The organism is Bradyrhizobium elkanii USDA 76 (assembly GCF_023278185.1).
Lineage (GTDB): Bacteria > Pseudomonadota > Alphaproteobacteria > Rhizobiales > Xanthobacteraceae > Bradyrhizobium > Bradyrhizobium elkanii.
In genome coordinates, this window is the sequence record NZ_CP066356.1 from 583,938 (window position 1) to 607,583 (window position 23,646).

Sequence of the window (23,646 nt, forward strand, 5' to 3'; positions counted from 1 at the left end):
CAACAGGAGTTTTCCGATGCGCTTCATGTATATCGTCACCTCGCCCCAGCCCCCGGGCCCGCCGACGCCGGCTCTGATGGAGGCGATGGGCAGGCTTGCCGAGCGGGAAATCAAGGCGGGCCGCATGATCGACACCGGCGGGCTGCTGCCGGTCGCGATGGGCGCCCAGGTCCGCATCACCGACGGCAAGCTCAACGTCGTCGATGGGCCCTTCGTCGAGACCAAGGAGATGATCGGCGGCTACGCGATCTTCGAGCTCCGCAACAAGGAGGAGGCGGTCGCCGCCGCGGTGGAGTTCATGCAGCTGCACAAGGAGCATATGCCGGGCTGGGAGGGGACCTGCGAGGTTCGCCCGTTCGCCACCCCGGGCGCCGACGGCGGCTGTCAGATCGATGTGTCCGCCTGCGCCTGATGCGCCGCGCGAACGGGGCGTTCTCAAGCGAAGTGGACGCCGGTTCGCGTGAAGAAAGCGCGTCAAGGCAATAATCCAGGTCGGCGGCGATGACGGCCGCCGACATCCAGGCCACGATCCTTGCGGTGTGGCGCATCGAGCAGCCGCGGCTGATCACCAGCCTGTCGCGGATGCTGCGCGACGTGCCGCTCGCCGAGGACCTGACCCAGGAGGCGCTGGTCGCCGCGCTCGAGCATTGGCCGGCGGATGGCGTGCCGGAGAAACCGGGTGCCTGGCTGATGGCGACCGCCAAGCGCCGCGCGCTCGACCATCTGCGCCGCAACCGCATGCTGGCCGAGAAGCATGGCGTGATCGCGCACGACCTGGCGCGGGAGCAGGAGACCATGCCCGACTTCGATGCCGCGCTCGACGACGATATCGGCGACGAATTGCTGCGGCTGATCTTCACCGCCTGCCATCCGCGCCTGTCGCGGGAGGCGCGCGCCGCGCTGGCGCTTCGGATGATCTGCGGCCTCACCACCGAGGAGATCGCACGCGCCTTCCTGCAGGCGGAGGCGACCATCGCCCAGCGCATCGTGCGCGCCAAGCGGACGCTGTCGGAATCGGGGTTTGCCTACGAGACGCCGCGCGGCGAGGAGCTGTCGGAGCGGCTCGCCTCCGTGCTCGAGGTCGTCTATCTCATTTTCAACGAGGGCTATACCGCGGCAAGCGGCGACGAATGGCTGCGGCCGCAGCTCTGCAACGAGGCGCTGCGCATGGGCCGCGTGCTGACCTCGATCGCGCCATCGGAGCCGGAGGCGCACGGGCTGCTGGCGCTGATGGAGTTCAACGCCTCGCGGATGGCGGCGCGCACCGATGCGTCCGGTGAACCGATTCTGCTGATGGACCAGAACCGCGCGCGGTGGGATCGCCTGCAGATCCGCCGCGGGCAGCTCGCACTGGCGTGCGCCCGCGAGCTCGGCGGCGCCGGCGGCTTCTATGCGCTGCAGGCCGCGATCGCCGCCTGCCACGCCGCGGCCGGCACGCCTGATGCAACCGACTGGAACCGCATCGCCGCGCTGTACGGCGATCTCGCCGCGCTGCTGGATTCACCCGTGATCGAGCTCAACCGCGCGGTTGCGATCGGCATGGCCGAGGGGCCGCTTGCCGCGCTCGCGATCGTCGACAGCCTCGCGGATGAGCCGGTGCTGAAATCCTATCATCTGCTGCCGAGCGTGCGCGGCGATCTGCTGCACAGGCTGAGCCGTTTCGCGGAGGCGCATGCCGCGTTCGAGGCCGCCGCCGCGCTGGCCGGCAATTCGCGCGAGCGTGAGTTCCTCAAGCGGCGCGCCGCGATCGCCGCGCGTGCCGCGCAGGATCATGGCTGCCGCTGACGGCTCCGCGATTCGGCGGAGCGAAACCACGTAGCCCGCATGAGCGAAGCGACATGCGGGTCTTTGCCACGAGTGACCCCGGGTGTCGCTTCGCTCACCCGGGCTACAAGGTTGCTGCGGGTCGTCGTGTCCGCGATTTCGACTCAAACCTGCGGCATGCTCGGACGAAATTCTTTTGGACCGGGAACTGTCACCATGACGAAGCCATCCGTGCTGGCGATCGGCCTCGACCCGACCTTCGTCGATCTGTCCGTCATGCCGCAGTTCACGCCCGAACTGGTGCGCAGCTATCTCGACGCACAGATCGAGGGCCTGCGGACGCTCGGCTACGACGTCGAGAGCTGCCTGATCGACCTCGGCGATACGGCGGAAGCCGTAACGGCGGCGGCCCTCAACGCGCGCCGCTACGACTGCGTCGTGATCGGTGCCGGGCTGCGCGAGCCGCCGGAGCGGCTCTTGCTGTTCGAGACGGTCCTCAATCTGGTGCACCGGCTCGCCCCCGATGCCGCCATCTGCTTCAACACCAGGCCGGCCGACACCGCCGCGGCCGTGCAACGCTGGGTCAAGCCCTAGGACGCAAGATGAGCGTCGCCTCGAGCCGGCGAATCGGGGTCGGCGCGCTGCCCGCCGCCCAAGGCGGACGCTCGGGCCGGGTCCGGCCCGCTGCCGGCATTGGCCGGGGGCGCGGCGCGAAGGCCCGGCGGTTGTTGCCGGCGGCAACCTATGACACCATTCAGAGTCCGATTTGTTTTAGACTTTGGAAGCCTATGCCGCGCCGCAAATTTGACTGGGAAAAGCTGACGGACGAGCAGTTGCTCGCGCAACCGCTCAGCCGTCTGAGGGTTGCCGTCGAGGGCACTTGGCTCGCCGATTGTGTGAATACGCTCTATGAAGAGCTCGAGGAGCGCGGCGTCCGGTTGCGGCCGCACACATGGATCTCGAGCGAATGGTTCAGCCCGGCCGATGTGCCCGGCATCGCGATCCCGTTCTACCTCGCCCATCCCCGCCTGATGAAGCTCGAGAAGAAGATGATGCTCGACGTCGAGGGCGCCTCGTGGTCCGAGTGCATGGCCATTCTCCGCCACGAGGCGGGGCACGCCGTGCAGCACGGCTACCAGCTGCAGCGCCGCCGGCGCTGGCAGCAGCTGTTCGGCCCGTCGTCGCAGCACTACCCGCGCTACTACCGGCCCAATCCGGCCAGCCGCAATTATGTCCAGCATCTTCGGCTCTGGTACGCGCAGAGCCATCCGGACGAGGACTTCGCCGAGACTTTCGCGGTGTGGCTGCGGCCGCGCTCGAACTGGCGGACGCGCTATGCCGGCTGGCCCGCGCTGAAGAAGCTCGAATATGTCGACGAGCTGATGGGCGAGATCGCCGGCAAGCGGCCGCTGCTCGCGACGCGCGAACGGGTCGATCCGCTGCATACGCTCAAGCAAACGCTCGCCGAGCACTACAGGAAGAAGCAGGCATTCTACGCCTTCACGCCGCCGAAGACCTACGACCGCGATCTCTCCAAGCTGTTCTCCGCCGATCCGCGGCATTATCGGCGTCCGCCGGCCGCGGCCTTCATCAGGCGGCACCGCGCCCAGATCAGGCAGTTGGTGGCGCGCTGGACCGGCGAGAACCAGTTGACGCTCGATGCCGTGCTCGATGACATGATCTCGCGCTGCCGCGAGCTCAATCTGCGTGCCGTCGGCCCCGAGCAGAAGCTCGTGACAAACTTCACCATTCTGCTGACCGCCAAGACCATGCACGCGCTGTTCGGCCCGTCGCGCCGGAAATGGATCGCGCTATGAAACAGCTTCGCATTCTGGTGCTGATGCACCCGGACTGTGTGCCGCCCGACTCCAGCGATGGATACAGCGCGCGGGAGATCAACGAGTGGAAGACGGAATACGACGTCGTCAGTACCCTGCGCGCGGCCGGCCATGAGGTTCGTCCGCTCGGCGTGCAGGAGGAAATCAAGCCGGTGCGCGACGAGATCGAGGGCTTCAAGCCGCACGTCGTGTTCACGCTGCTGGAGGAGTTTCACTACGACGTCGTGTACGACCAGCACATCGCGAGCTATCTCGAGCTGATGAAGATCGCCTATACCGGATGCAACCCGCGCGGCCTGATCCTGGCGCGCGGCAAGGATCTGTCCAAGACGCTGGTGCACCATCGCCGGATCCCGGTGCCGGCCTTCGCGGTGTTTCCGATGCGCCGCAAGGTCAAGCGGCCGCCGCGTCTCGAGTTGCCGCTGATCGTCAAGAGCCTGAGCAGCGATGGATCGCTCGGTATCTCGCAGGCGTCGATCGTCGATACCGACGAGAAGCTCGCCGAGCGCGTCGCCTTCATCCATGAGCGGATCGGAACGGCTGCGATCGCCGAGCAGTTCATCGAGGGACGCGAGCTCTATGTCGGCGTGCTCGGCAACAACCGGCTGCGGGTGCTGCCGGTGTGGGAATTGAAATTCGGCAGCATGGGCGGCCCTGCTGCGCGCCAGATCGCCACCGAAAAGGTCAAGCACGATACCAGCTATCAGGAGCGGGTCGGGATTGCCGATGGCCCGGCCGAAGACCTCACGCCGGAACTATCCGCCCATATTCAACGGCTGGCGAAGCGCATCTACCGGACCTTGGGGCTCGACGGCTATGCGCGCATCGACTTCCGCCTGTCCACCAACGGCGTTCCGTATTTCATCGAAGCCAATCCCAATCCCGAGATCGCCAAGAGCCAGGAGTTCGCGACGGCCGCCGGGCATGACGGGCTCAACTATCCGGATCTGCTGCAGCGCATCGTGACGCTCGGAATAAGCCGCGCCAAGGCCGGCGCATCGCTGGGCTGACTCGAGGTCGTCAAAGGCTGCGCTGCATCGGATGGCGTCGCGCATCTTTGGGGATGAACATCGCAAACGTTTCCCTAACGCGCGCGGCCGGCGTCACGTTGCCGGCGGCTGCGGACACAGGGGCCGCCGTCGGATGAAACGCGTCCGGTTCCGGCCAGCGCCGTGCAAGGACTTCGTTTACCGAAACCGGCATGGCGAGCCCATCACTGCGGCAGCTGTCGTAGACGTACAAACCGGCAAGAAAAATCGATACGACAACAAGGATCGTCCTGAAAATCGGCATTGTGTTTGCGCCTTCTTGATTGAGGCGGACAATGCCCGGTGACGGTGAACCGCGCGTTTAGCGCCGAGGCCGATCGGCCGATACGGTTCCCAACTCATGAACGGAGGCTTGCGTAAACGGCCCGCTTACCAATGCCTTCAAGGTTGCGGCAACCAGCTTTCCTCACCGGCGAGAAAGAAGTCTCTGGCATTGAGAGACCAACAACAAGACTGAGGAGGCACCATGTTCGTCGCCATTCGAGTCATGATCCTGATCGCCAGTGCATACGCCGGCTCGGCCGTTGCAGAGATGCAGTTTGGGCCGCTGCCGAGCCTTGCGGCTTCGTCCGCGCCGTAGCGCCGGCAGGGAGGCGACGCGCGTTACGCCGGACTGGGCGTCATCGCGCCGACCCCGATTGTGCGGGCTGCGTTTTCCGTCATCCTCGTCGCCGTCAGCCGCAGGAAATACAGCGACAGTCCCGGGTTGCGCTCGCACAGCTTCCTAAGCGCGCCGTCGCTGATCCAGAGCAGATCGACGTCGGTCGCGGCTTGAGCGGTCTGCGTGCGGCGGCGCTCGAGCGAAAACAGCCCGATCTCGCCGAACAGTTCGCCCGCCGAGACCCCGCGATCGATCTCGGGAAACCTGACCTCGCCGGACACGACCATGTACAGCAGGTCGGCGTCGTCGCCCTTCCGGAAGATCGTTTCTCCCGCCTTGACGTGCTTCGGCTGCATGAATGGCTGCAGCCAGTTCGGAGAAAGGTCCGTCGCTGCAGCACGCTTCGCTTTCCGAAGCAGCCGAACCATCTGGAACAGCAGCACCACGTTCAGCGGCAGCAGAATGATATGCAGGATGAGCACCGGGTAGATCCCGTCGCCCAATCCATAGCTGATGAACGCCAGATTGCTGAATATCGCGACAGCGCGCAGGCTCAGCATCGTGCTCATGCAGAACGTCAGCAACACGAGAGCCGACGCCAGATAACCCAAACCATCGATCAACGTCATGACAACGCCCACTGGAAATGAATTGCAAGCAAACCGATCTGAAACGACCGGCAACATACACCAGGGCATTCATTTTCCTGAGCGGAAATATCGCCGGCCCGCGCTTGCGGCGGTGCACGCGTCGTGACGCGGCCTCAGCTCGACGAACGTGCGCGCGAGCCGCCTGCGCGCGCGGCCGGCGACCGATTTTGCCGCCTCTCGCGCGGCCTCGGCCTTGCGAATGATCGTCGTCACCGCGGACGCCGGCGACGCCGCGACGAAGGCGACATCCTTCGTCTTCGAGAGGCCGCCGATGCCTTCGCACGGTGCTTCGCTCGGCAAGTCGATGCGGATGGCGAGCGTGTCGGCATGCTTGATCCGGTCCTCCGCCTTGGTGCCGGTGATGATCCGGACATAGTCGCGGGTCAGCTGTTCCGCGGCGGAACTTCGCCGCTATTCGCATTGGAACTTCGAGGCTTTCCGTAGCTTTATGGAAGGTAGCCACGTTGGGATGCACGATGTTCCGACCGTTTTCCGCTGCGCGTTTTGCTCTTGTCCTTTTGCTCGTGTCGGCCGCGCCGGCGGTGGCCGCGGGTCTCGATGCCGCCGCGATCAATGACGAGGCGGCGCCGCCGGCAAGATTGCCGGACCGTCGTCAGCTCAGCGCCTTCATTGCCAGGCTCGAGATCCTGCTCGACCGCGCGCATTTTTCTCCCGGCGAGATCGACGGCAAACTTGGCGACAACGCGCAGAAGGCGCTCAGGGCGTTTGCCGAGGCGAGTGGAGTGCCCTTCGACAAGGCGGTGACGGCGGAGCTCTGGAGCAGTCTCACCGCCGCCAGCGACGGGCCTGCGATCGTCAGCTACACGATCGTCGATGCCGACGTGAAGGGACCGTTCGTGAAGAGGATCCCCGCGAAGATGGAGAGCATGAAGAGCCTGCCGGCACTGGGCTACACCAGTCCGCGCGAAGCGCTCGCGGAGAAATTCCACATGAGCGAGGCGCTGCTTCAGGCGCTCAATCCGGGACGGAAGTTCAACAAGGCCGGCGAGACCATTGCGGTTGCGAACGTCGTCGACGCCGGAAACGCAACGCCGATCGCGCGCGTCGTGGTCGACAAGACCAGGCAGACGCTCAGCACGTTCGATGCAGCAGGCAAGCTGCTCGGTTTCTATCCTGCGACGGTCGGCAGCGCGGATAAGCCGACGCCGAGCGGAGCGCTGAAGGTGACGGCGATCAACAAGAACCCGACCTATCGCTACAATCCAAAATACGCGTTCAAGGGCGTCAGATCGAAGACGCCCTTCACGATCAGGCCCGGTCCGAACAACCCGGTCGGTGTGATCTGGATCAACCTCTCGGGAGAAGGCTATGGCATTCACGGCACGCCCGATCCCGGCAAGATCTCCAAGGCGGAGTCGCACGGCTGCGTCCGGCTCACCAACTGGGACGTGCAGCGCGTCGCGGTCGGTGTCGCGAAGGGCACGCCGGTTGCGTTCGTCGACAGCGCGACAAGTTTAGGAGCGGTGACCGAGACGCGCTGACCGTGACGCAACATCGTTCACGCATCAGCAACCGACAGAAATATCGGCGCGCTCGAGAGATGATGCGCAGCCTGCGAAGCAAAGCGGCTCCGCTTTCCACGCCTAGCGCGAGATTCGCTGGTATGCCAATGTCGCGTCGTGCCAAACCCGCAGGAGGTCAGCATGCGAACGATCATAACGAACATAGTGGGAGCACTCTGCGCCATCGCGATGGTCGCGAGCGCACACGCAGCGGTCAAGGAGGAGCCGGTAACCTACAGCGACGGCGAGACCACGATGAAGGGCTTCGTCGTCTATGACGACGCGACCCAGGCCAAGCGGCCCGGCATCGTCATGGTGCATGAATGGTGGGGCATCACCCCGCATATCCATAACGAGGCGCGGAAGTTCGCGGAGCAGGGCTACGTGGCCTTCATCGCGGACATGTACGGTGACGCCAAGACCGCCGACAACCCGAAGGACGCCGGCGCGCTCTCCGGGTCGGTGATGAAGAACCCGAAGGTGATGGAGCAGCGCTTCAACGCCGCACGCGAGCGACTTGCCGAGCAGGCCTCGGTCAATCCGCAGCGGATCGGCGCCGTCGGTTACTGCTTCGGCGGCGCGGTGGTGCTGAACATGGCGCGCACCGGCGCCGATCTCGCCGCTGTCGCCGGCTTCCACGCCTCGCTCGGTCTCAACACTCCCGCACCGGCGCCGGGCACCGTCAAGGCGAAAATCCTGATCCTGAACGGCGCCGACGACCCGTTCGTGAAGCGCGAGCAGTACGATGCGCTGAAGAAGGATTTCGACGCGGCGAAGGCCGACTACCGCATCGTCGAGTATCCCGGTGCGGTGCACGCGTTCACCAACCCCGAGGCCACCGAGCTCGGCAAGAAGTTCAATTTGCCGCTCAGATACGACGCCAAGGCCGATCAGGAATCCAAGGCCGAAGCCGCCAAGCTGTTTGCCGCCAACCTCAAGAAATAAACCAAAGGGCCACCCAAACGGTGGTCCTTTTTCATTCGTGGCTGCTTTGGCCGCGGAAGTGGCAGGGCCGCGGCCTCGCTGGCGCGTTCGCGCCTTGAAGCCATGCGGAAGACGCAGCCGGCCGCGCGGATGCCAGCCGTCTCGCACGGTTGCCACGGGGCGCTCCCCGGCCGATGATGCGCAAAACGGATCAGAACAATCGAGAGGGAGCGAATGCGCGGGCGTCGTGTGCTGATGGAATCGTTCGTGTCGCACGGCGTGCGTCATATCTTCGGCAATCCCGGCACGACCGAAACGCCGCTGCTCGACAGCCTGCCGGCATTTCCGCAACTCGAATACATCATGGCGCTGCATGAAGGTGTCGCGGTCAGCGCCGCCAGCTTCTACGCGCAGGCGTCGGGGCGCGTCACTGTCGCCAACCTGCACGTCGCTCCCGGCCTCGGCAACGGCATCGGCTCGCTGTACGGCGCGCTGAAGGCAGGTTCGCCCGTGGTCGTGACGGCCGGCCAGCAGGATACCCGGATGCGACTCAACAACCCGCTGCTCGGCCACGACCTCGTTGCGATGGCGGCACCGGTGACCAAGTGGAGCGTGCAGATCGAGCGCGCCGACGAGATCGCGCCGATCATGCGACGCGCGTTCAAGGTGGCGACCGATGCGCCGCAAGGGCCGGTGTTCGTGTCGCTGCCGATCGACGTCATGGAACAGGAGACCGCGGTCGACGCGTCGACGCCCGATCGTTTGTGGCGATCGACGCGCCGCGATCCGGAAGGCATCGAAGCGCTTGTCGCGCTGCTTCTCAAGTCGAAAAAGCCGGCCATCATCGCCGGTGACGACGTGGCACGATCGGGCGGCGAACAGGCGCTGGTGGTGCTCACGGAGGCGATCGGCGCCACCGTGTGGTTCGAGGGGCTCCGCCATCACGCGCCGTTCCCGACCAGTCATCCGAGCTATCGTCAGTCGCTCCCCGGCGACGCCCGGCAGGTGCGCAAGGCGCTCGGCGATGCCGATCTCGTGCTGCTGATCGGCGGTCCGTTCTTTGAGGACATCTGGTTTGCGCCTGGTGGCCACATCCCTGACGGCGCGTTCGTGCTGCAGATCGAGGCCTCTGCCGAACGCCTCGCGCTCAACAACCGGCTCGATGCCGGCATCGTCGGCGATATCGCCGTCAGCGTCAGTGCCTTGACGGAGACGGTGCGTGCACAGGCGAGCGCGGACTTCAGGCAGGCCGCGCAGAACCGCAATGCCGCGCTGGCCGAATTGCAGGCGAAGGAGAAGGAGGCCTATCGCGCGCGCCTCGAGAAAAGCTGGGACCGGCAGCCGACTGCGATGCCGCGCGTCACGGCGGAGCTGCGTCGCGGGCTGCCCGATGACGTCGTCATCGTCGATGAAAGCATCACGGCGAGCCTCGATCTCGCGCGCGCCTTCGACTATCGCGGCTTCGGCGACTATTTCGGCGGTCGCGGCGGCGGCATCGGCCAGGGCCTCGCCGGGGCAATCGGCGTCAAGGTCGCGATGCCGGATCGTCCGGTGGTCGCCATCTCCGGTGACGGTTCGGCGATGTATGCGATCCAGGCGCTGTGGACTGCCGCGCACCACAAGCTTGCGATCGTGTTCGTGGTGCTGGCGAACCGCGAGTACCGCATCCTCAAGCACAATGTGGATGTCTGGCGGCAGAATTTCGAAGCCGGCACCCAGCACCCCTATCAGAACATGGATATCACCGGCCCCGCGCTCGACTTCGTGCATCTCGCGGCCGGCATGGGCGTCGAGGCGGTCAGGGTCGAGAAGGCCGGCGACATTGCCGGTGCCGTCGCAAAGGCTGTCGCGGCGCAGCGGCCGTACCTCGTCGAGATCGCAATCGAAGGCAAGCGCTGACCCGAAGGAGTTTCTCATGGCGGGCATTCTGGACGGCAAGGCTGCATTGGTGACGGGCGGCGGCTCCGGCATCGGCCGGGCGACGGCGATCGCGATGGCGCGTGAAGGCGCACGCGTAGCGGTGTCCGACCTCTCGATGGACGGCATCGAGGAGACGGTCGCCTTGATCAATGCCGCCGGCGGCCAGTCGATCGCGATCCAGGGCGACGTCACCGACGAGGCCGATGTCGCGAACATGGTGGCGCGCACGGTGTCGGCGTTCGGGCGCATCGATTGCGCGTTCAACAATGCTGGCGTTGCCGGGCGTTCCGTCGGCCCGCCCGGCCAGCGCATTCATGAACTCACGCAAGCCTCGGTGGCCAAGATGTTCTCGGTGAATCTGATGGGCGTGTTCCTGTGCCTGAAATACGAGATCGCGCAAATGCTCAAACAGGGCGGTGGCGGCGCCATCGTCAACACGGCCTCGATCGCAGGCCTGGTCGGCCTCGCAACGTCCGGCCACTATGTCGCGACCAAGCATGGTGTTGTCGGACTGACCAAGTCCGCCGCGATCGAATATGCCCAGGACGGCATCCGCGTGAACTGCGTCAATCCCGGATACATCAAGACGCCGATGACCAGGGAGACGATGGACGAACGTTACGACGAGATCATCGCCAAGGTGCCGGTCCGTCGCCTGGGCGTGCCCGAGGAAATCGCGGAAGCCGTGGTCTGGATGTGCTCGGACAAGGCGTCGTTCATGACAGGCGCATCGCACGTGGTCGACGGCGGCTACAGCGCCGCCTGATCTTTCGAAGGGCCTAAGTCCCACGTCTTGTCTGTGAAAGGCCAGCTTCCCTTAGGGTGGACCGGCCCTCGAGCTCGCCCTTTGCAGCAAGCGGACATCGCGGCAGCGCGGAATGACGTCAAAGCTTGATCCAAGCGGCTTTTGAAGGGCTTGCGCCAACCAGCCGTGCGTACCTGTGGGTTGATCCGTCTCGGCAGCTCACGTAGTCGTTCGCGATGAACGAACGTCCGGCCAACGCCAAGGCTGCAGCCCTTCCGGATACGAAAGCCATCCTGCTCGGGGTCGCATGCGGCCTCGGCGCGGCGCTGTGCTGGGCGCTCGGCTTCGTGGCGACCCGGCACGGCCTCAAGGTCGGGTTCACGCCCGTCGACCTGCTGATGCATCGCTTCCTGTGGTCGGGCATCGCCTTCCTGCCGCTCGTTGTGCGCGCCGGCCTCCGCGATCTCTGCGGCATCGGCTGGGGCCGCGGCATGGCGCTGATGCTGCTGGGCGGGCCGGTGATGTCGCTGATCAGCTATGCCGGCTTCATGTTCGTGCCGCTGGGGCATGGCAGCGTGATCCAGCCGTCCTGCGCGACGCTGGGCGGATTGTTTCTCGCGGTCGTCCTGCTGAAGGAATCGGTCTCGCTCTCGCGGGCAGCCGGCGCTGTCGTCATTGTCGTCGGCCTTGCCGTGATCGGCAGCGAGTCGATCGGCCATATGGGGCCGAGCGCCGTGATGGGCGATCTGATCTTCGTTGCGACCGGATTGATGTTCGCGGGCTTCGCCACGCTGGTGCGCTATTGGCGTGTCTCGGCGTTCTCCGTGGCCAGCGTGATCAGCGTGTTGTCGCTCTCGCTGTTTCCACTGTACGCCGTCTCGGGTGGGCTCGCTCGCGATGCGGCCATCGGCCTGCATGAAAACGCGCTGCAGGCCATCGCCCAAGGCATCCTGGCCGGGCCCGCGGCAATGTATTTGTTCGCGGTGTCGATCCAGCGCCTCGGCGTGGCCCGCGCAGCCGTATTTCCTGCGACCGTGCCGGTGCTGACCCTGCTGTTGGGATGGCTCCTGATCGGCGAGCCGCCGACCACGCTGCAGGCGGCCGGGTTGGCCGCCGTGTTGGCCGGATTCTATCTCGCGCAGCGGCAGCGCTAGACGGCTTGCCGCCGTTCCGATTGGCGCGGTCGTGGCGACGATTGACAGGCATGCGGGGGATCGCGGATGGTGCCGCTCTCCGCCGTTCGCAATGAGACGCCGATGCAAGTTCAACGTTTGGCGCTGCCGATGCTTGCAGGGCTCGTGCTTGCAGCCGAGAATGCGGATGTGTGACTCGCGGCTCGTGCAACACATTTGGTGTCGTCCTGGCGAAAGCCAGGACCCATTACCCCAAATGAGAGTTGTTGCGCGACGCTGGGGCCACGATCCCGTTCATGATCAAGTGCGGTGACTATGGGTCCTGGCCTTCGCCAGGACGACGATCGTGTGTGTGGCATCCGCACGGTCATCGCCCGGCTTGCCGCCTCCGCTAAAGCTTCGGCGTGCCAAGGATGCATGGCCTCGTCGAAGCCTTGGCGAAGACGGGACCGGGCGATCCAGTACGCCGCGCCCCCTCGGCTCAAGCACCGGCGTCTCTGAAATACTGGATCACCCGCATGCGCGGGTGATGACGTCGAGAGCTGTTTGACAGGTGGAATCAGAAAGCGCCGTGCACGTGCCCGCACAGCGGCCTCGAGGTCGTGCCGGAGGAGGTCGCGTCGCGACCGGCGTACGCCAACACGCACACCGGCCATGGCAGACGGCCGCGCGAATCGACAGTGCTATGGAAACTATGCGCCCGAGGCTCTCAGCGCGGCGGCGACCTTATTGGTCCACCTTCGGCGTCTTGCCCGCAATGTCGAGGCCGAACCGGAGCGCGCGCTCCTGACGCTCTTCCGTCAGCAGCTTCAATTCCCGTTCCAGCGACCGCGCGACCTCGTCCCGGGTTTCCTTGGAGCGGCGACGGGAGTCGCCTTGCGGTTTGGCCGGTTCGGCAGTCACGGGAGAAGCCCTTGTCATCACAGTGTCACAGGCCCTGATGGCACGGCGGGAGTCGGGGCGACAATCAAAAAGAATTCAGTGGGCGCATCTTTGGAAGGTTTGCTGTGCGTCTGATTCAAATTTGGGCAGAAAATTCTCTTAAGTGTTGCCTCGAATGGAGCCGAACCTCTTCGGCCCGCCGTCTCATCAATTCGGATGAGAGAGGCCGGTTCCGACGAAATCATTTCCGGATTCGCACGAAGGCGTCCTGAAACCGACAAGGTCTAACCTTAGTAGCGTTGTGAAGGACGGCTGCCTGGTGAGACGCTGAGGACCGCGGTGGTGAGATTCACGACCTGGGTCGAGAGGTCAGTCGGTCCTCCTGAGACGTTGGGGATGATCCCGGAAATGAAGAAGTTGAATGCTGTGCCTTATGTCTGGGCGGCTGCGCTGATCGCCGTCGCGATCTGGGGCGTGAGCGGCACCCCGCAGACGGCACATACCTCTGCCAGCACCCATCTGGCCCGGGTGCGCTAGAGCTTCGGGCGCAGCGAGCGCTGCATATCCATCGTGTAGGTGTAGCGCCCTTCGGGGTGCGTGGTGATGGTGACCTCGAACAGTTCCTCGCGCTGGCCGTAGTAGCGGCGTACCACGGTGAGCGCCGGCGAGCCGGTCTTGACGCCGAGCGCCCTGGCGATCGGCGCCGGCATGCCCCGCACGAAGATTTCCATCTGCGCGCGCTCGGTGACCTGGCCGTACATCCTGGCGATCTGCTCATGCACCGGGGTGCGGCCGTGGTCGCTGCGGGTCACGACATCGGCGAAACGGCGCAGCACGTAGATCTCGGCCCAGCCGAGCGGCGCGGCGAACTGGTCGGAGCGGCGCACCGCCTCGATCAGGAACCAGCTCTTGCCGGGCTCGCATTTCAATAGCCCGGCCAGCTTGCGGTCGGCCACGATGTCGCTGCTGGCGACGACCTCGCGATAGGTCTCGTTGGAATAGCGCAGCCACTCGCCGAGCGACTTGACGCTGTGGGTGAACAGCACCGGCGGCTCGGATGCGATCACCACCGAGCCGAGGCCGGCGCGGCGCACGATCAGGCCCTGGTCGATCAGGATGCGCAGCGCCTCGCGCACGGTCTGCCGGCTGGCCTGGTAGCTCGCCATCAGTTCGGTCTCGGTCGGCAGCAGGTTGCCGACCGCGTAGGTGCCGAGCCGGATGTCCTTCTGCAGCCCGGTGGCGATGTCGCGATAGCGGGACGATCTCGCCCTGTCCGGTTGTTCAGACATGGCAGATCACTGGCATGCCATATGGCAGGCAACCGGATGTCCAGACGACATCGACTGCAGCGCGGCCTCGAACGCAGCGAGCGTCGCCAGCACGTCCGCTTCAGGCACCGGGAACGGCTGCTTGCCTTCGACAGCGTCCGCAAAGGCCGCAAGTTCCGCGGTCAGGGTGTCGATCGCCGGATAGCGCGTGGTCGCAGGCGCTTCGCCGGATCTCCGCAGCACCATCGTCTGTTCGTCGAGCACCTCGGCGGATCCCTTCGTTCCGAACACATGCACGCGCCAATAGAACGGTGTTGCGCGAATTGTCGCAAGGGTTGCGCTCACGCCATTCACAAATTCAATCGCCAAGGTTGCAGTGTCGAGCGGCGGCGGTCCGGCCTCGCGCGCACTCAACCGGGCATAAACCTGTCGGGCAGGACCAAGGAGGCTGACGAAGCCGTCGAGCACATGCAGCCCCGCGCCGGTCAGGCCGCCGCCCGGTGATTCCTCGGGTGACAGCCGCCAGCCCTGCGTGATGCTCTGCGAGTTCTCGTTGCTGTTGTGGCCCTCGACATGCAGGATGGTGCCGAGCTCGCCGCTGGCTGTGATCGTGCGCAGCGCCTGCATCGACGGCCAGAACCGGCGGTTATGCCCGACCGCAAGCACCACGCCGGCGCTGCGGCAGGCCGCGAACATCTCTGCGGCATCGGCGCGCCGAAGCGCTAGCGGCTTCTCGCAAAACACCTGCTTGCCGGCGCCGGCTGCTGCGATCACCTGGCCCTTGTGCAGCGAATGCGGCGTCGCCAGCAGAACGGCATCGATGCGAGGGTCGGCGAGGACATCGTCCAGGCTCGCAGTGACCGAGAGGCCGTGCGCCTCGCAAAAGCTGGCAGCGCTGTTGGCGTCGGGTTCCACCGCGCGGACGATCCTGAGCCGCGGCTCGCTCTGCGCAGCCTCGACCAGTGCGCGGCCCCACCGGCCGAGGCCCGCGATCGCACAGTTGATCATGACTGTCCCTCACTGTGGCCGCGGCCGGCCCGGATCGCCTCGATGACCGCGGCGCTGTCGTTGTCCGGCCCTTGCAGCGCGATCGCCGCGCGCAGCAACCCGGCCTGCACCGAGGTCAGCGGCAAGGGCAGGCCGTGCCGGCCGGCCTCCTGCAGGATCAGTTCGGCATCCTTCAGGGTCTGCGCGATATGCGATTGCGGCGAGAAATCCCGCGCCAGCATCTTCGGCCCCTTGCTGTCCATCACCTTGGAATATGCCGCCGATCGCCGCGCGGTCGCAAGGAACGCCGCGCCGCCGAGGCCGAGGCTTTCGGCAAAGGCGATGCCCTCGGCCAGCGCGGCGCGGTTGTTCTGCAGGATCAGGTTGATGGCGAGCTTGGTGCGGCTGGCATTGCCGATCGCGCCGACATTGATCTGCTGCGGGCAGAGAATGTCGAGCGTCGCCGCGGCGGCGTCGATGGCGTCGGCATCGCCGGCGACCAGCGCGGTGGCCGTGCCCGCACGGACCTCGGCGCTGGTCCCCGAGATCGGCGCTTCGATGAACGCGAGGCGCGAGCGCGAGGCGAATTCGGCGATTGCCACGATCTCGCCCGGCGCGCAGGTGGTGGTGCAGATGACGCGCGGCGGCGGCGTCGCGTTGGCAAGGTCCGGCAGCAACGTCCTGACCTGGGCCGCGTCATACACCGCGATGACGATGGTCCGGCAGCGTGCCGCGACGTCGGCGGCGAAAGCCGCGAACTCGGCGCCGCTGGCCCTCAGGCCATCCGTCTTCGCGGCGTCGATGTCGAAGCCGATCACCCCGATGCCGGCGTCGATCAGCCGCGCGGAGAGCGCCGATCCCATCAGCCCCAGGCCAATCATGCCAACAGGTGTCTCGCGAGCCATGATGCGACGCCACCTCGCTTTATTGCGGCTGGATGCCGGCCGCCTTGACCTCCGCCGACCAGCGCACGACCTCGCTCCTGACGAAGGCGCCGAACTCGGCCGGCGCCAGCGGCGCCACCATCACGCCGACATCGGCGAGCTTCTTCCTCGTCTCCGGCATCGCGAGGTATTTCGCACACTCGGCGTAGAGCTTGCTGACCACCGGTTCCGGTGTGCCGGCGGGCGCGAACAGGCCGTACCAGATCGTGGCCTCGAAGCCCGGCATCGCTTCGGCGAGCGCGGGCAGGCCGGGCGTCAGCTCGTTGCGGGCCGCCGACGTCACGGCGATGCCGCGCAAGGTACCGCCCTCCATCTGCGGGATCGCGACCGAGAAATCGCCGAAGGTGAGATCGATCACCCCCGCCATCACGTCGGTCATTGCCTGCGGGACGCCGCGATAGGACGCCGCGATCAGCGACAGGCCGCCGCGCGATTGCAGCTGGGCGATCGAGATCTGCGAGGCTCCGGAGCCGTAGCCCGCGGTCAGGTTGGGATTGGCCTTGGCGTAGGCGAGGAACTGCGGCAGGTCCCTGGCCGCGAGCTTCGGATTGACCAGCAGCACCATCGCCGTCGTGGTGGTGCGGATCACGGGCGCAAAGTCCTTCACCGGGTCGTAGGGCAGGCTCTTCAGCGTCGCGACGTTGCTGGCATGGGTGGTGTTGGTGCCCATCAACAGTGTGTAGCCGTCGGGCGCGCTGCGGGCGACCTCCTGGGCGCCGATGCTGCCGAGCGCGCCGGCGCGGTTCTCGATCAGCACGGTCTGGCCGAACGCGTCCTGCAGATGCTGGCCGACCAGCCGCGCGACATTGTCGGGACCGGCGCCGGCCGGGAACGGCACGATGATCTTGAGCGGCCGTTGCGGGAAATCGTCGGCCGCGAAAGCCGGCAGGACCGGAAGCGTCGCAAGCAGGACGACGAGCAGCCCCAGCCGTAACTTCATCCCGGTCCCCTCCCGTGTCTGCTTTTGCAAATTTATACGGACAAATGGATCAGAAAGGCAAGCGTCAGGCCTGCCGGAATGTTGAGGTGCGTCATACTTATCCGTATAAATAGCCCATTCAGGGAGCCCGACGACGATGGTGGACATCAGCGATCTCCATGCGCGCGGACTGCGCCGGCGCCAGAAGATGTTCGGCGAAGGCGATGTCGCCGAGCGGATGGCCGCTGCCGGCGATTTCGGCGCGCCGCTGCAAGACATCATCAATGCCTATGTCTATGGCGACGTCTGGGAGCGCAGCGGGCTGTCCGACCAGATCCGCAGCCTCGTGATGCTCGGCATCACCGCGGCGAGCAGCAAGCCGGCCGAGTTCCGCGTCCATGCCAAGGGTGCGCTGGCCAATGGCTGCACCGCCGCGCAGGTGCAGGACGTGCTGCTGCTGGTCGCGATGTATTGCGGCATTCCGGCCGCGATCGAGACCAGCAAGATCGCAGCCGAGGTGTTCGGCGAGGCGCCGCCGGAGGGGTAGGGCATAAGCCTCTGCCGTGATAGGGACGTTGCCGACCGCGACCGGCAACAGGATCTGCCCATGTCCGCCTTCCCGACCTCGACCACCGTGCTCGATTCCGTGTTGTTTCGCGATGCCTTCGGCACGCGCGAGATGCGTGAGGTGTTTTCCGACCTGCGGCTGATCGAGCGCTACGCCGAAGTCGAAGTCGCGCTGGCGAAGGCCGAGGCGCGCTGCGGTGTGATCCCGGCGGAAGCGGCCGCGGAGATCGCAAAACGGACCGATGTTGCCGCGCTCGATTTCGATCTGCTGCGGCAGGAGACCGACGTGGTCGGCTACCCGATCCTGCCGCTGGTGCATCAGATGGCGAAGCAGTGCGGCGAGGCCGGCCGCTATGTGCATTGGGGCGCGACCACGCAGGACATCATGGACACCGCCGTGGTGCTGCAGCTGCGCGACGGATTGAAGATCATCGAGGACGACATCCCCGCGCTGCGCGGCATACTCGCCGACCTCTCGAAAACATACCGCGACACGCCGATGGCCGGCCGCACCCATCTGCAGCAGGCGCTGCCGGTGACGTTCGGCTACAAGACCGCGATCTGGCTCGCCGCCTTCGATCGCCACGCCGCGCGGCTCGTGGAGCTGAAGCCGCGCGTGCTGGTCGGCCAGTTTGCCGGCGCCGCCGGCACGCTGGCTTCGCTCGGTGACAAGGGATTCGAGGTCCAGCAGGCGCTGTGCGAGGAGCTCGGGCTCGGCGTGCCCGTCTCCACCTGGCATGTCGCGCGCGACGGCCTGGCGGAAGCGGTGAATTTCCTCGCGCTGGTCACGGGAACGCTCGGCAAGATCGCGCTCGACATCATGATCATGGCGTCGACCGAGTTCGCCGAGGTCTACGAGCCGTTCGTGAAGGGGCGCGGCGCGTCCTCGACCATGCCGCAGAAGCGCAACCCGATCTCGTCGGAGCTGATGCTCGCCGCCGCCAAGGCGGTGCGCCAGCATGCCGGCCTGATGCTGGACGCGATGGTGCAGGATTTCGAGCGCGCCACCGGTCCGTGGCACGCCGAATGGATAGCGATCCCGGAAAGCTTCGTGCTGACCGCGGGCGCGCTGCACCAGGCGAGGTTCGCGCTTGGCGGCCTGATTGTCGATGAGCAGCGGATGGCCGACAATCTCGACATCAGCCGCGGGCTGATCGTGGCCGAAGCCGTGATGATGGGCCTCGCGCCCGCGATCGGCCGGCAGGAGGCGCATGACGTGGTCTACGACGCCTGCCGCGTCGCCAACGACAAGGGCCTGACGCTGGCCGAGGCGCTGGCCGCGGATGATCGCGTTGCCAGCCGGGTCGATCGCGCGACGATCGACCGCCTCACCGCGCCGAAAAACTATCTCGGCCTCGCGCCCGAGATGGTCGACCGGGTGCTGGCCACGGTGAAGCGGTAAGATTCGAGGCAATTGCTCGCCGTCGCGTGATCGGGCGCGGCGGCCAGGAACCTTGCGAATGCGGATCGAATTGGACTACGAATCCCGAGAGTTCCTCAAACGACACGGCGCTTCATGACCGCACATCAACGCAACCTTTCCGCCTCGATCGATCCCGTCAAGCTCGATCGGCTCGCCGAAGTCGCGATCAAGGTCGGCCTGCAGCTGCAGCCGGGGCAAGATCTGCTGCTGACCGCGCCTGCCGCGGCGATGCCGCTGGTGCGGCGGGTGGTGGAGCATGCCTACAAGGCCGGTGCTGGTCTCGTGACCCCGTTCTTCTCGGACGAAGAGCTCACGCTGGCGCGCTACCGTTACGGCAACGATGCGAGTTTCGATCGCGCTGCAAGCTGGCTCTATGAGGGCATGGCGAAGGCGTTCGGCGCCAACACCGCGCGGCTTGCGATCGTCGGCGACAATCCGATGCTGCTGTCGGGCGAAGACCCGGTCAAGGTGGCGCGCGCCAGCAAGGCCAATTCGATCGCCTACCAGCCGGCGCTGGAGAAGATCGTCAATTTCGACACCAACTGGAACATCATCGCCTATCCGAGCACGTCCTGGGCCAAGCAGGTGTTCCCCGACGATGCCGAGGACGTCGCGGTAGCCAAGCTTGCGGATGCGATCTTCGCCGCCTCCCGGGTCGATCAGGATGGCGCCGTCGCCGCCTGGGCACAGCACAATGCGAAGCTCCGCGAGCGCACCGAATGGCTGAACGGCCAGCGCTTCCACGCGCTGAAATATTCCGGACCCGGCATGGACCTCACGATTGGCCTCGCCGACGGTCATGAATGGGAAGGCGGAGCGTCGACCGCCAAGAACGGTATCGTCTGCAATGCCAACATCCCGACCGAGGAAGTCTTCACCACCCCGCACTGCCGCCGCGTCTCAGGCCACGTCGTCAGTTCCAAGCCGCTGTCCTATCAGGGCACGCTGATCGACAATATCTCGGTCAAGTTCGAGGAAGGCCGCATCGTCGAGGCCAAGGCCTCGCGCGGCGAGGAAGTGCTGAAGAAGGTGCTCGACACCGACGAGGGCGCGCGCCGCCTCGGCGAGGTCGCGCTGGTGCCGCATTCCTCGCCGATTTCGAAGAGCGGGCTGTTGTTCTTCAACACGCTGTTCGACGAGAACGCCGCCTCGCACATCGCGCTCGGCCAGTGCTACTCGAAATGCTTCGTTAATGGCGACAAGCTGACGCCGCAGCAGATCGCCGAGCAGGGCGGCAACAAGAGCCTGATCCATATCGACTGGATGATCGGCTCCGCCCACACCGACATCGACGGCATCCACGCCGACGGCCGCAGCGTGCCGGTGTTCCGCAAGGGCGAGTGGGCGTAAGGGGCGACTGCCCAGTCAGTCCCGTCATCCCCGCGCAAAGGCTTCGCCTTTGTCGCCGGAGGTGCGAGCGGAGCGAGCCTCGAGGGATGCACGGCCCCGCCGGTGGCCGTCGACCCTTCGAGACGCGCTACGCGCTCCTCAGGGTGACGGGCCTAAATTTGCCGTTGTCGGACTTGTGCTGCAGGGCTCTACTGAAACCGCCGCTCGCGCGCGGCGATCAATTCGCCTCGCGTGGCGCTGAAGCGGCAGGTCTCGTGCTGGGGCCGGAAGCCGAGCCGGCGATAGATCTTCAGCGCGGGCGCGTTGCGGCTCGAGACGTTGAGCCAGCAGGGGTGCTCGATCGAGACGTCGTGCGCAGCCAACACGCGATAGACCAGCAGCTGGCCGAGCCCGCGTCCCTGCCGCACCGGATCGACGGCGACCGACTCGATCCACATCGAGTTCCGTTCCGACTCCGTCAGGCAGAAGCCCGACATCTGTCCATCCTCCGACGCGATCCAGACTTCGCTCTCGGTCAGGACCTGCGCCATCTCCTCCGGCGAATACAGGCGGAAGGCGGCGTCCGAGGCATAGGCGGCATTGTGGATGCGCGCGACCTCGCCCGCGCAGGCGGTGACGTCGCTGACCTGCTCGATGGTGGCGCGCGCGGCCGCGAGCGTGCGCGCTGGCTGCAACGGCTCGACGCACTTCATCCCGATCTCGGACTCGACATGAACAAAGCCGAAAGCCGCCACGAAGGCCATACCCGCAGGCCAGTCGCTGCTCACCAGCGTCTGCACGGTGAGACCGGGATCGGCGTCGATCGCAAGCACCTCGTCGAACAGCGCGAGGCCAATCCGGTGGCGCCGCATCTCGGGCGCCACGACGATCTTGAGGAACCGGGAATGGTGCGCGCCCTGGTCGCGCAACGACGACTCGGCGAGGCCGCAGAGCAGGCCATCGCGCTCGGCAACACGAAAGTCCCGCCCGCCGCGGTTCTGCGGCAGCTTCAGGAACTGGGACCATTGCGGCAGCGTGACAGGGCCTAGCCGCGGTTCCACCGCAGCTGCCTTTGCGTAAAGTTCGACCACCGCTTCCGCATCAGCCTCTCGAAGCGGCCGGATGGTGATGCCGTCATCCATGAGTCGGAAGCTTACCCGATATCGAGCCGATAGACATCCTTTGCCGTCTTCAGGAACAACGCCGTCTTTTCGGCTTCGCTATATTGTGATGCAAGGCGTTTAAAGGTGTTGAAGATGACCTGATAACTGCATTGCCCCTTATCAGGTGGGAAGTTGCTCTCGAACATGCAACGGTCCGGACCGAACGCCTCGATGCAGGTCTCGACATAAGGCCGCCAGGCGGCGGCGAGTTCCTCCGACGAGGGCGGCCTGGGGCGGAGGTGGAAGTCGTAGCCGAGCAGGCACATCGCCAGCCCGCCGAGCTTGACCACCACATTCGGGCATTGGGCGATCTCCAGGATCGACGCCTTCCAGACCGGAAAGGTTTCCGCGCGCTTGCCGGCGAAGCGGCCGGTGCCGACCGGGCCGCCGCAATGGTCGAGCACGATCCTGGTATCGGGAAAGGCGCGAGCGAGGTCGGTCAGCTCGCCGATCTGCGGGTGGAACAACCAGGCATCGAAACTGAGGCCGAGCGGCGCCAGGCAGGCGAACCCCCTACGAAAGGTGGAGTCCAGCAGAATGCCCTTCGGCCGGTTCGCGTACATGTGGGCGACGTTGGGGTCCTCGTCCCATGCCGAGGAGTGGCGGATGCCGCGGAACCGGCCGTTGCCGGCGGCAATCTCCGCCTCCAGCACCGCCTTGGCCTGATCGCCGATCAGAAGGTTAACGTGGCTGACGATGCCGGCGCAGATCGCCGCCTTGCCGTAGCCGCCACTCGCCGCCATCGCGGCGACGCCGTTGGCAAACTCGACCTCGCCAACCGGACGGAACGCCTCCGGGCCGTCGGCGCGGTACATCGACCGGCAGTCGACATAGACGGTGGCCACGATGTTGTGGCCGGACGCGATGTCGTCGGACATCTCCTCGATCAGATAGCGAAGCCCGCCGCGATCCCAGAGATGGTGATGCGGATCGACGATCGGACGGGCCGGATCGATGATCTCCTCTGTGTATTGGGCAAGCCAGTCTTCGCGCGGGTTGGCATAGAGCCCGCTGGCGGAGGCGGGCAGAGTGCTGGCAACCATCGATTTTCACTCCCGTTTGGTTTTGCTTCTTCTTGAACAGAGACCTCACACCCCGTCGAGGATGATCACCGTCGGCGTCGCCGGCAGGGTGTCGCGCGAAATCCGCAGGGTGCGCTCGCCGCCGCGGCGATCGATCTCGAACTGCTGGCCGATCAGGCGCATGAACTCGTCGAGCGGGGTGGCGAAGCGGTGCATCGGCAGCACGACGGCGGCGCGCAATCGCCTGGTGATCTCGGAGATGCCGTCGAGCGACATCGTATAGGTGCCGTCGATCGGCACCATCACGATGTCGAGCCGGCCGATCGCGGCGAAATGGCTGTCGTCGAGCTTGACGTGGAGGTGGCCGAGATGGCCGATGCAGAGGCCGGCGACCTCGAAGATGAAGATCGAATTGCCGTCCTTGATCATCTCGCCGCCGGCGTCTTCGCCCCAGTAGCGGCTGATATCGGTGGTGACGTTGCGGATATAGACGTCGCCGATGCGCTCAGCGTAATGCGCGGCCTGGCCGTTCTCGCCCCAGCCATGCAGCACGTGGGGAATCTTGGGGTCGGGAAACAGCGTGTAATGGGTCGCGTGGGCCCGGTTCATGGTCGCGACGTCGGGCAGCCGCCCGGTCCGATAGACGCCGTTATAGTCGGTCGCGATCCGGATGCCGCCGGGCGTGTCGATATAGTAGGTCGAATGGCCGGCATAGGTGATCGCGACCTCGTCGGCTTTGGCTGCGACGCGCCGGTAGTTCACCGGGAAGGCGCGCAGCGGCGCATTGGCCATCGCCAGGCATTCGCTGCGCTGGGCGTCCTGCGCGAAGGCGTGACTGGTGAACGTTCCCAGCAAGACGAGCGCGGCGAGCAATCTCAGCATGACGTGTTCCGCCTTCTTCCGCCTTCGGCGATATCCGCCGAGGTGAGATTATCGCGCAATCGGCGCGCCGTCATGATGAGGTCGGCGCATCGCTCCATGGCGCTGATTGCAAC

Annotated in this window: 25 protein-coding genes; 14 read left to right on the top strand and 11 right to left on the bottom strand. The window is 65.8% G+C overall.

What is annotated here, in order from left to right; translation table 11 throughout:
- Positions 1-16 precede the first annotated feature (16 nt).
- From JEY66_RS02665 to JEY66_RS02685, 5 genes are all read left to right on the top strand, one after another.
- On the top strand, positions 17-412 hold the full coding sequence (locus JEY66_RS02665) for a YciI family protein (RefSeq protein ID WP_016840615.1): 396 nt from the start codon (positions 17-19) through the stop codon (positions 410-412).
- Between the two features lie 89 nt (positions 413-501).
- Positions 502-1,785: an RNA polymerase sigma factor gene (locus JEY66_RS02670; protein ID WP_018269138.1), complete on the top strand. Its 1,284-nt coding sequence runs from the start codon at positions 502-504 to the stop codon at positions 1,783-1,785.
- Positions 1,786-1,980: 195 nt separating this feature from the next.
- Positions 1,981-2,358 carry a hypothetical protein gene (locus tag JEY66_RS02675; protein ID WP_016840618.1) on the top strand — a complete coding sequence of 126 codons (378 nt, stop codon included), beginning with the start codon at positions 1,981-1,983 and terminating at the stop codon, positions 2,356-2,358.
- A 194-nt stretch (positions 2,359-2,552) separates the two neighbouring features.
- Positions 2,553-3,581, top strand: a complete 1,029-nt coding sequence (locus JEY66_RS02680; RefSeq protein ID WP_018269137.1) for a putative zinc-binding metallopeptidase — start codon at positions 2,553-2,555, stop codon at positions 3,579-3,581.
- Positions 3,578-4,612 carry a D-alanine--D-alanine ligase family protein gene (locus JEY66_RS02685; RefSeq protein ID WP_016840621.1) on the top strand — a complete coding sequence of 345 codons (1,035 nt, stop codon included), beginning with the start codon at positions 3,578-3,580 and terminating at the stop codon, positions 4,610-4,612. Before JEY66_RS02680 ends, JEY66_RS02685 begins: the two co-directional genes overlap by 4 nt.
- A 10-nt stretch (positions 4,613-4,622) precedes the next feature.
- Here JEY66_RS02685 and JEY66_RS02690 read toward each other — a convergent pair whose 3' ends face one another.
- The 3 genes from JEY66_RS02690 to JEY66_RS02700 form a co-directional block, all read right to left on the bottom strand.
- Entirely contained in the window at positions 4,623-4,895 is a 273-nt protein-coding gene (locus JEY66_RS02690; protein WP_016840622.1) for a hypothetical protein, read from the bottom strand.
- A 359-nt stretch (positions 4,896-5,254) separates the two neighbouring features.
- Positions 5,255-5,881, bottom strand: a complete 627-nt coding sequence (locus tag JEY66_RS02695; protein ID WP_016840624.1) for a Crp/Fnr family transcriptional regulator — start codon at positions 5,879-5,881, stop codon at positions 5,255-5,257.
- 69 nt (positions 5,882-5,950) lie between these two features.
- Entirely contained in the window at positions 5,951-6,202 is a 252-nt protein-coding gene (locus tag JEY66_RS02700; protein ID WP_016840625.1) for a hypothetical protein, read from the bottom strand.
- Positions 6,203-6,378: 176 nt separating this feature from the next.
- On the opposite strand from JEY66_RS02700, the gene JEY66_RS02705 reads away from it, so the two are divergent.
- The 5 genes from JEY66_RS02705 (at position 6,379) to JEY66_RS02725 (ending at position 12,168) form a co-directional block, all read left to right on the top strand.
- Complete coding sequence (locus JEY66_RS02705) at positions 6,379-7,404, top strand: L,D-transpeptidase family protein (RefSeq protein ID WP_050994052.1); 1,026 nt, start codon at positions 6,379-6,381, stop codon at positions 7,402-7,404.
- A 162-nt stretch (positions 7,405-7,566) separates the two neighbouring features.
- A complete protein-coding gene (locus tag JEY66_RS02710; RefSeq protein WP_240536787.1) occupies positions 7,567-8,370 on the top strand; it encodes a dienelactone hydrolase family protein in 804 nt (267 codons plus the stop codon).
- A gap of 213 nt (positions 8,371-8,583) precedes the next feature.
- Positions 8,584-10,248: a thiamine pyrophosphate-binding protein gene (locus JEY66_RS02715; RefSeq protein WP_075968447.1), complete on the top strand. Its 1,665-nt coding sequence runs from the start codon at positions 8,584-8,586 to the stop codon at positions 10,246-10,248.
- Positions 10,249-10,264: 16 nt separating this feature from the next.
- Positions 10,265-11,035 carry an SDR family NAD(P)-dependent oxidoreductase gene (locus JEY66_RS02720; protein ID WP_016840629.1) on the top strand — a complete coding sequence of 257 codons (771 nt, stop codon included), beginning with the start codon at positions 10,265-10,267 and terminating at the stop codon, positions 11,033-11,035.
- Between the two features lie 215 nt (positions 11,036-11,250).
- Entirely contained in the window at positions 11,251-12,168 is a 918-nt protein-coding gene (locus JEY66_RS02725; RefSeq protein ID WP_016840630.1) for a DMT family transporter, read from the top strand.
- A gap of 705 nt (positions 12,169-12,873) precedes the next feature.
- On the opposite strand, the gene JEY66_RS02730 is transcribed toward JEY66_RS02725, so the two are convergent.
- Complete coding sequence (locus JEY66_RS02730) at positions 12,874-13,050, bottom strand: hypothetical protein (protein WP_016847286.1); 177 nt, start codon at positions 13,048-13,050, stop codon at positions 12,874-12,876.
- A 375-nt stretch (positions 13,051-13,425) separates the two neighbouring features.
- Between JEY66_RS02730 and JEY66_RS02735 the strand changes: the two genes are divergently transcribed.
- Positions 13,426-13,566, top strand: a complete 141-nt coding sequence (locus JEY66_RS02735; protein ID WP_157183405.1) for a hypothetical protein — start codon at positions 13,426-13,428, stop codon at positions 13,564-13,566.
- Here JEY66_RS02735 and JEY66_RS02740 read toward each other — a convergent pair.
- The 4 genes from JEY66_RS02740 to JEY66_RS02755 are packed head-to-tail and all read right to left on the bottom strand — an operon-like array spanning position 13,563 to position 17,168.
- The gene (locus tag JEY66_RS02740; protein WP_018269133.1) at positions 13,563-14,318 is read right to left on the bottom strand and encodes a GntR family transcriptional regulator; all 756 of its coding nucleotides are present in this window, start codon (positions 14,316-14,318) and stop codon (positions 13,563-13,565) included. The two genes, JEY66_RS02735 and JEY66_RS02740, sit on opposite strands and share 4 nt — an antisense overlap.
- A 6-nt stretch (positions 14,319-14,324) precedes the next feature.
- Positions 14,325-15,305, bottom strand: coding sequence for a Gfo/Idh/MocA family protein (locus JEY66_RS02745; RefSeq protein WP_016847294.1), 981 nt, complete (start codon positions 15,303-15,305; stop codon positions 14,325-14,327).
- Positions 15,302-16,189: an NAD(P)-dependent oxidoreductase gene (locus tag JEY66_RS02750; RefSeq protein WP_026191967.1), complete on the bottom strand. Its 888-nt coding sequence runs from the start codon at positions 16,187-16,189 to the stop codon at positions 15,302-15,304. Before JEY66_RS02750 ends, JEY66_RS02745 begins: the two co-directional genes overlap by 4 nt.
- Positions 16,190-16,208: 19 nt before the next feature.
- Positions 16,209-17,168: a Bug family tripartite tricarboxylate transporter substrate binding protein gene (locus JEY66_RS02755; RefSeq protein ID WP_016847296.1), complete on the bottom strand. Its 960-nt coding sequence runs from the start codon at positions 17,166-17,168 to the stop codon at positions 16,209-16,211.
- A gap of 136 nt (positions 17,169-17,304) precedes the next feature.
- Here JEY66_RS02755 and JEY66_RS02760 point away from each other — a divergent pair, with 136 nt between their 5' ends.
- The 3 genes from JEY66_RS02760 to JEY66_RS02770 all read left to right on the top strand — a co-directional run bounded on the left by JEY66_RS02760 (position 17,305) and on the right by JEY66_RS02770 (position 20,487).
- A complete protein-coding gene (locus JEY66_RS02760; RefSeq protein WP_018269131.1) occupies positions 17,305-17,694 on the top strand; it encodes a carboxymuconolactone decarboxylase family protein in 390 nt (129 codons plus the stop codon).
- 60 nt (positions 17,695-17,754) lie between these two features.
- Positions 17,755-19,116, top strand: a complete 1,362-nt coding sequence (locus tag JEY66_RS02765; RefSeq protein ID WP_016847298.1) for a class-II fumarase/aspartase family protein — start codon at positions 17,755-17,757, stop codon at positions 19,114-19,116.
- A gap of 114 nt (positions 19,117-19,230) precedes the next feature.
- Positions 19,231-20,487, top strand: a complete 1,257-nt coding sequence (locus JEY66_RS02770) for an aminopeptidase (protein WP_016847299.1) — start codon at positions 19,231-19,233, stop codon at positions 20,485-20,487.
- A 188-nt stretch (positions 20,488-20,675) separates the two neighbouring features.
- Here the strand turns inward: JEY66_RS02770 and JEY66_RS02775 are convergent, their stop codons facing one another.
- From JEY66_RS02775 to JEY66_RS02785, 3 genes are read right to left on the bottom strand one after another with little or no spacing between them, the layout of a single operon-like run.
- Complete coding sequence (locus JEY66_RS02775) at positions 20,676-21,608, bottom strand: GNAT family N-acetyltransferase (RefSeq protein WP_018269130.1); 933 nt, start codon at positions 21,606-21,608, stop codon at positions 20,676-20,678.
- 11 nt (positions 21,609-21,619) lie between these two features.
- The gene (locus JEY66_RS02780; protein WP_018269129.1) at positions 21,620-22,672 is read right to left on the bottom strand and encodes an amidohydrolase family protein; all 1,053 of its coding nucleotides are present in this window, start codon (positions 22,670-22,672) and stop codon (positions 21,620-21,622) included.
- Positions 22,673-22,717: 45 nt separating this feature from the next.
- Positions 22,718-23,533, bottom strand: coding sequence for an MBL fold metallo-hydrolase (locus JEY66_RS02785; protein ID WP_016847302.1), 816 nt, complete (start codon positions 23,531-23,533; stop codon positions 22,718-22,720).
- Positions 23,534-23,646: the final 113 nt, after the last annotated feature.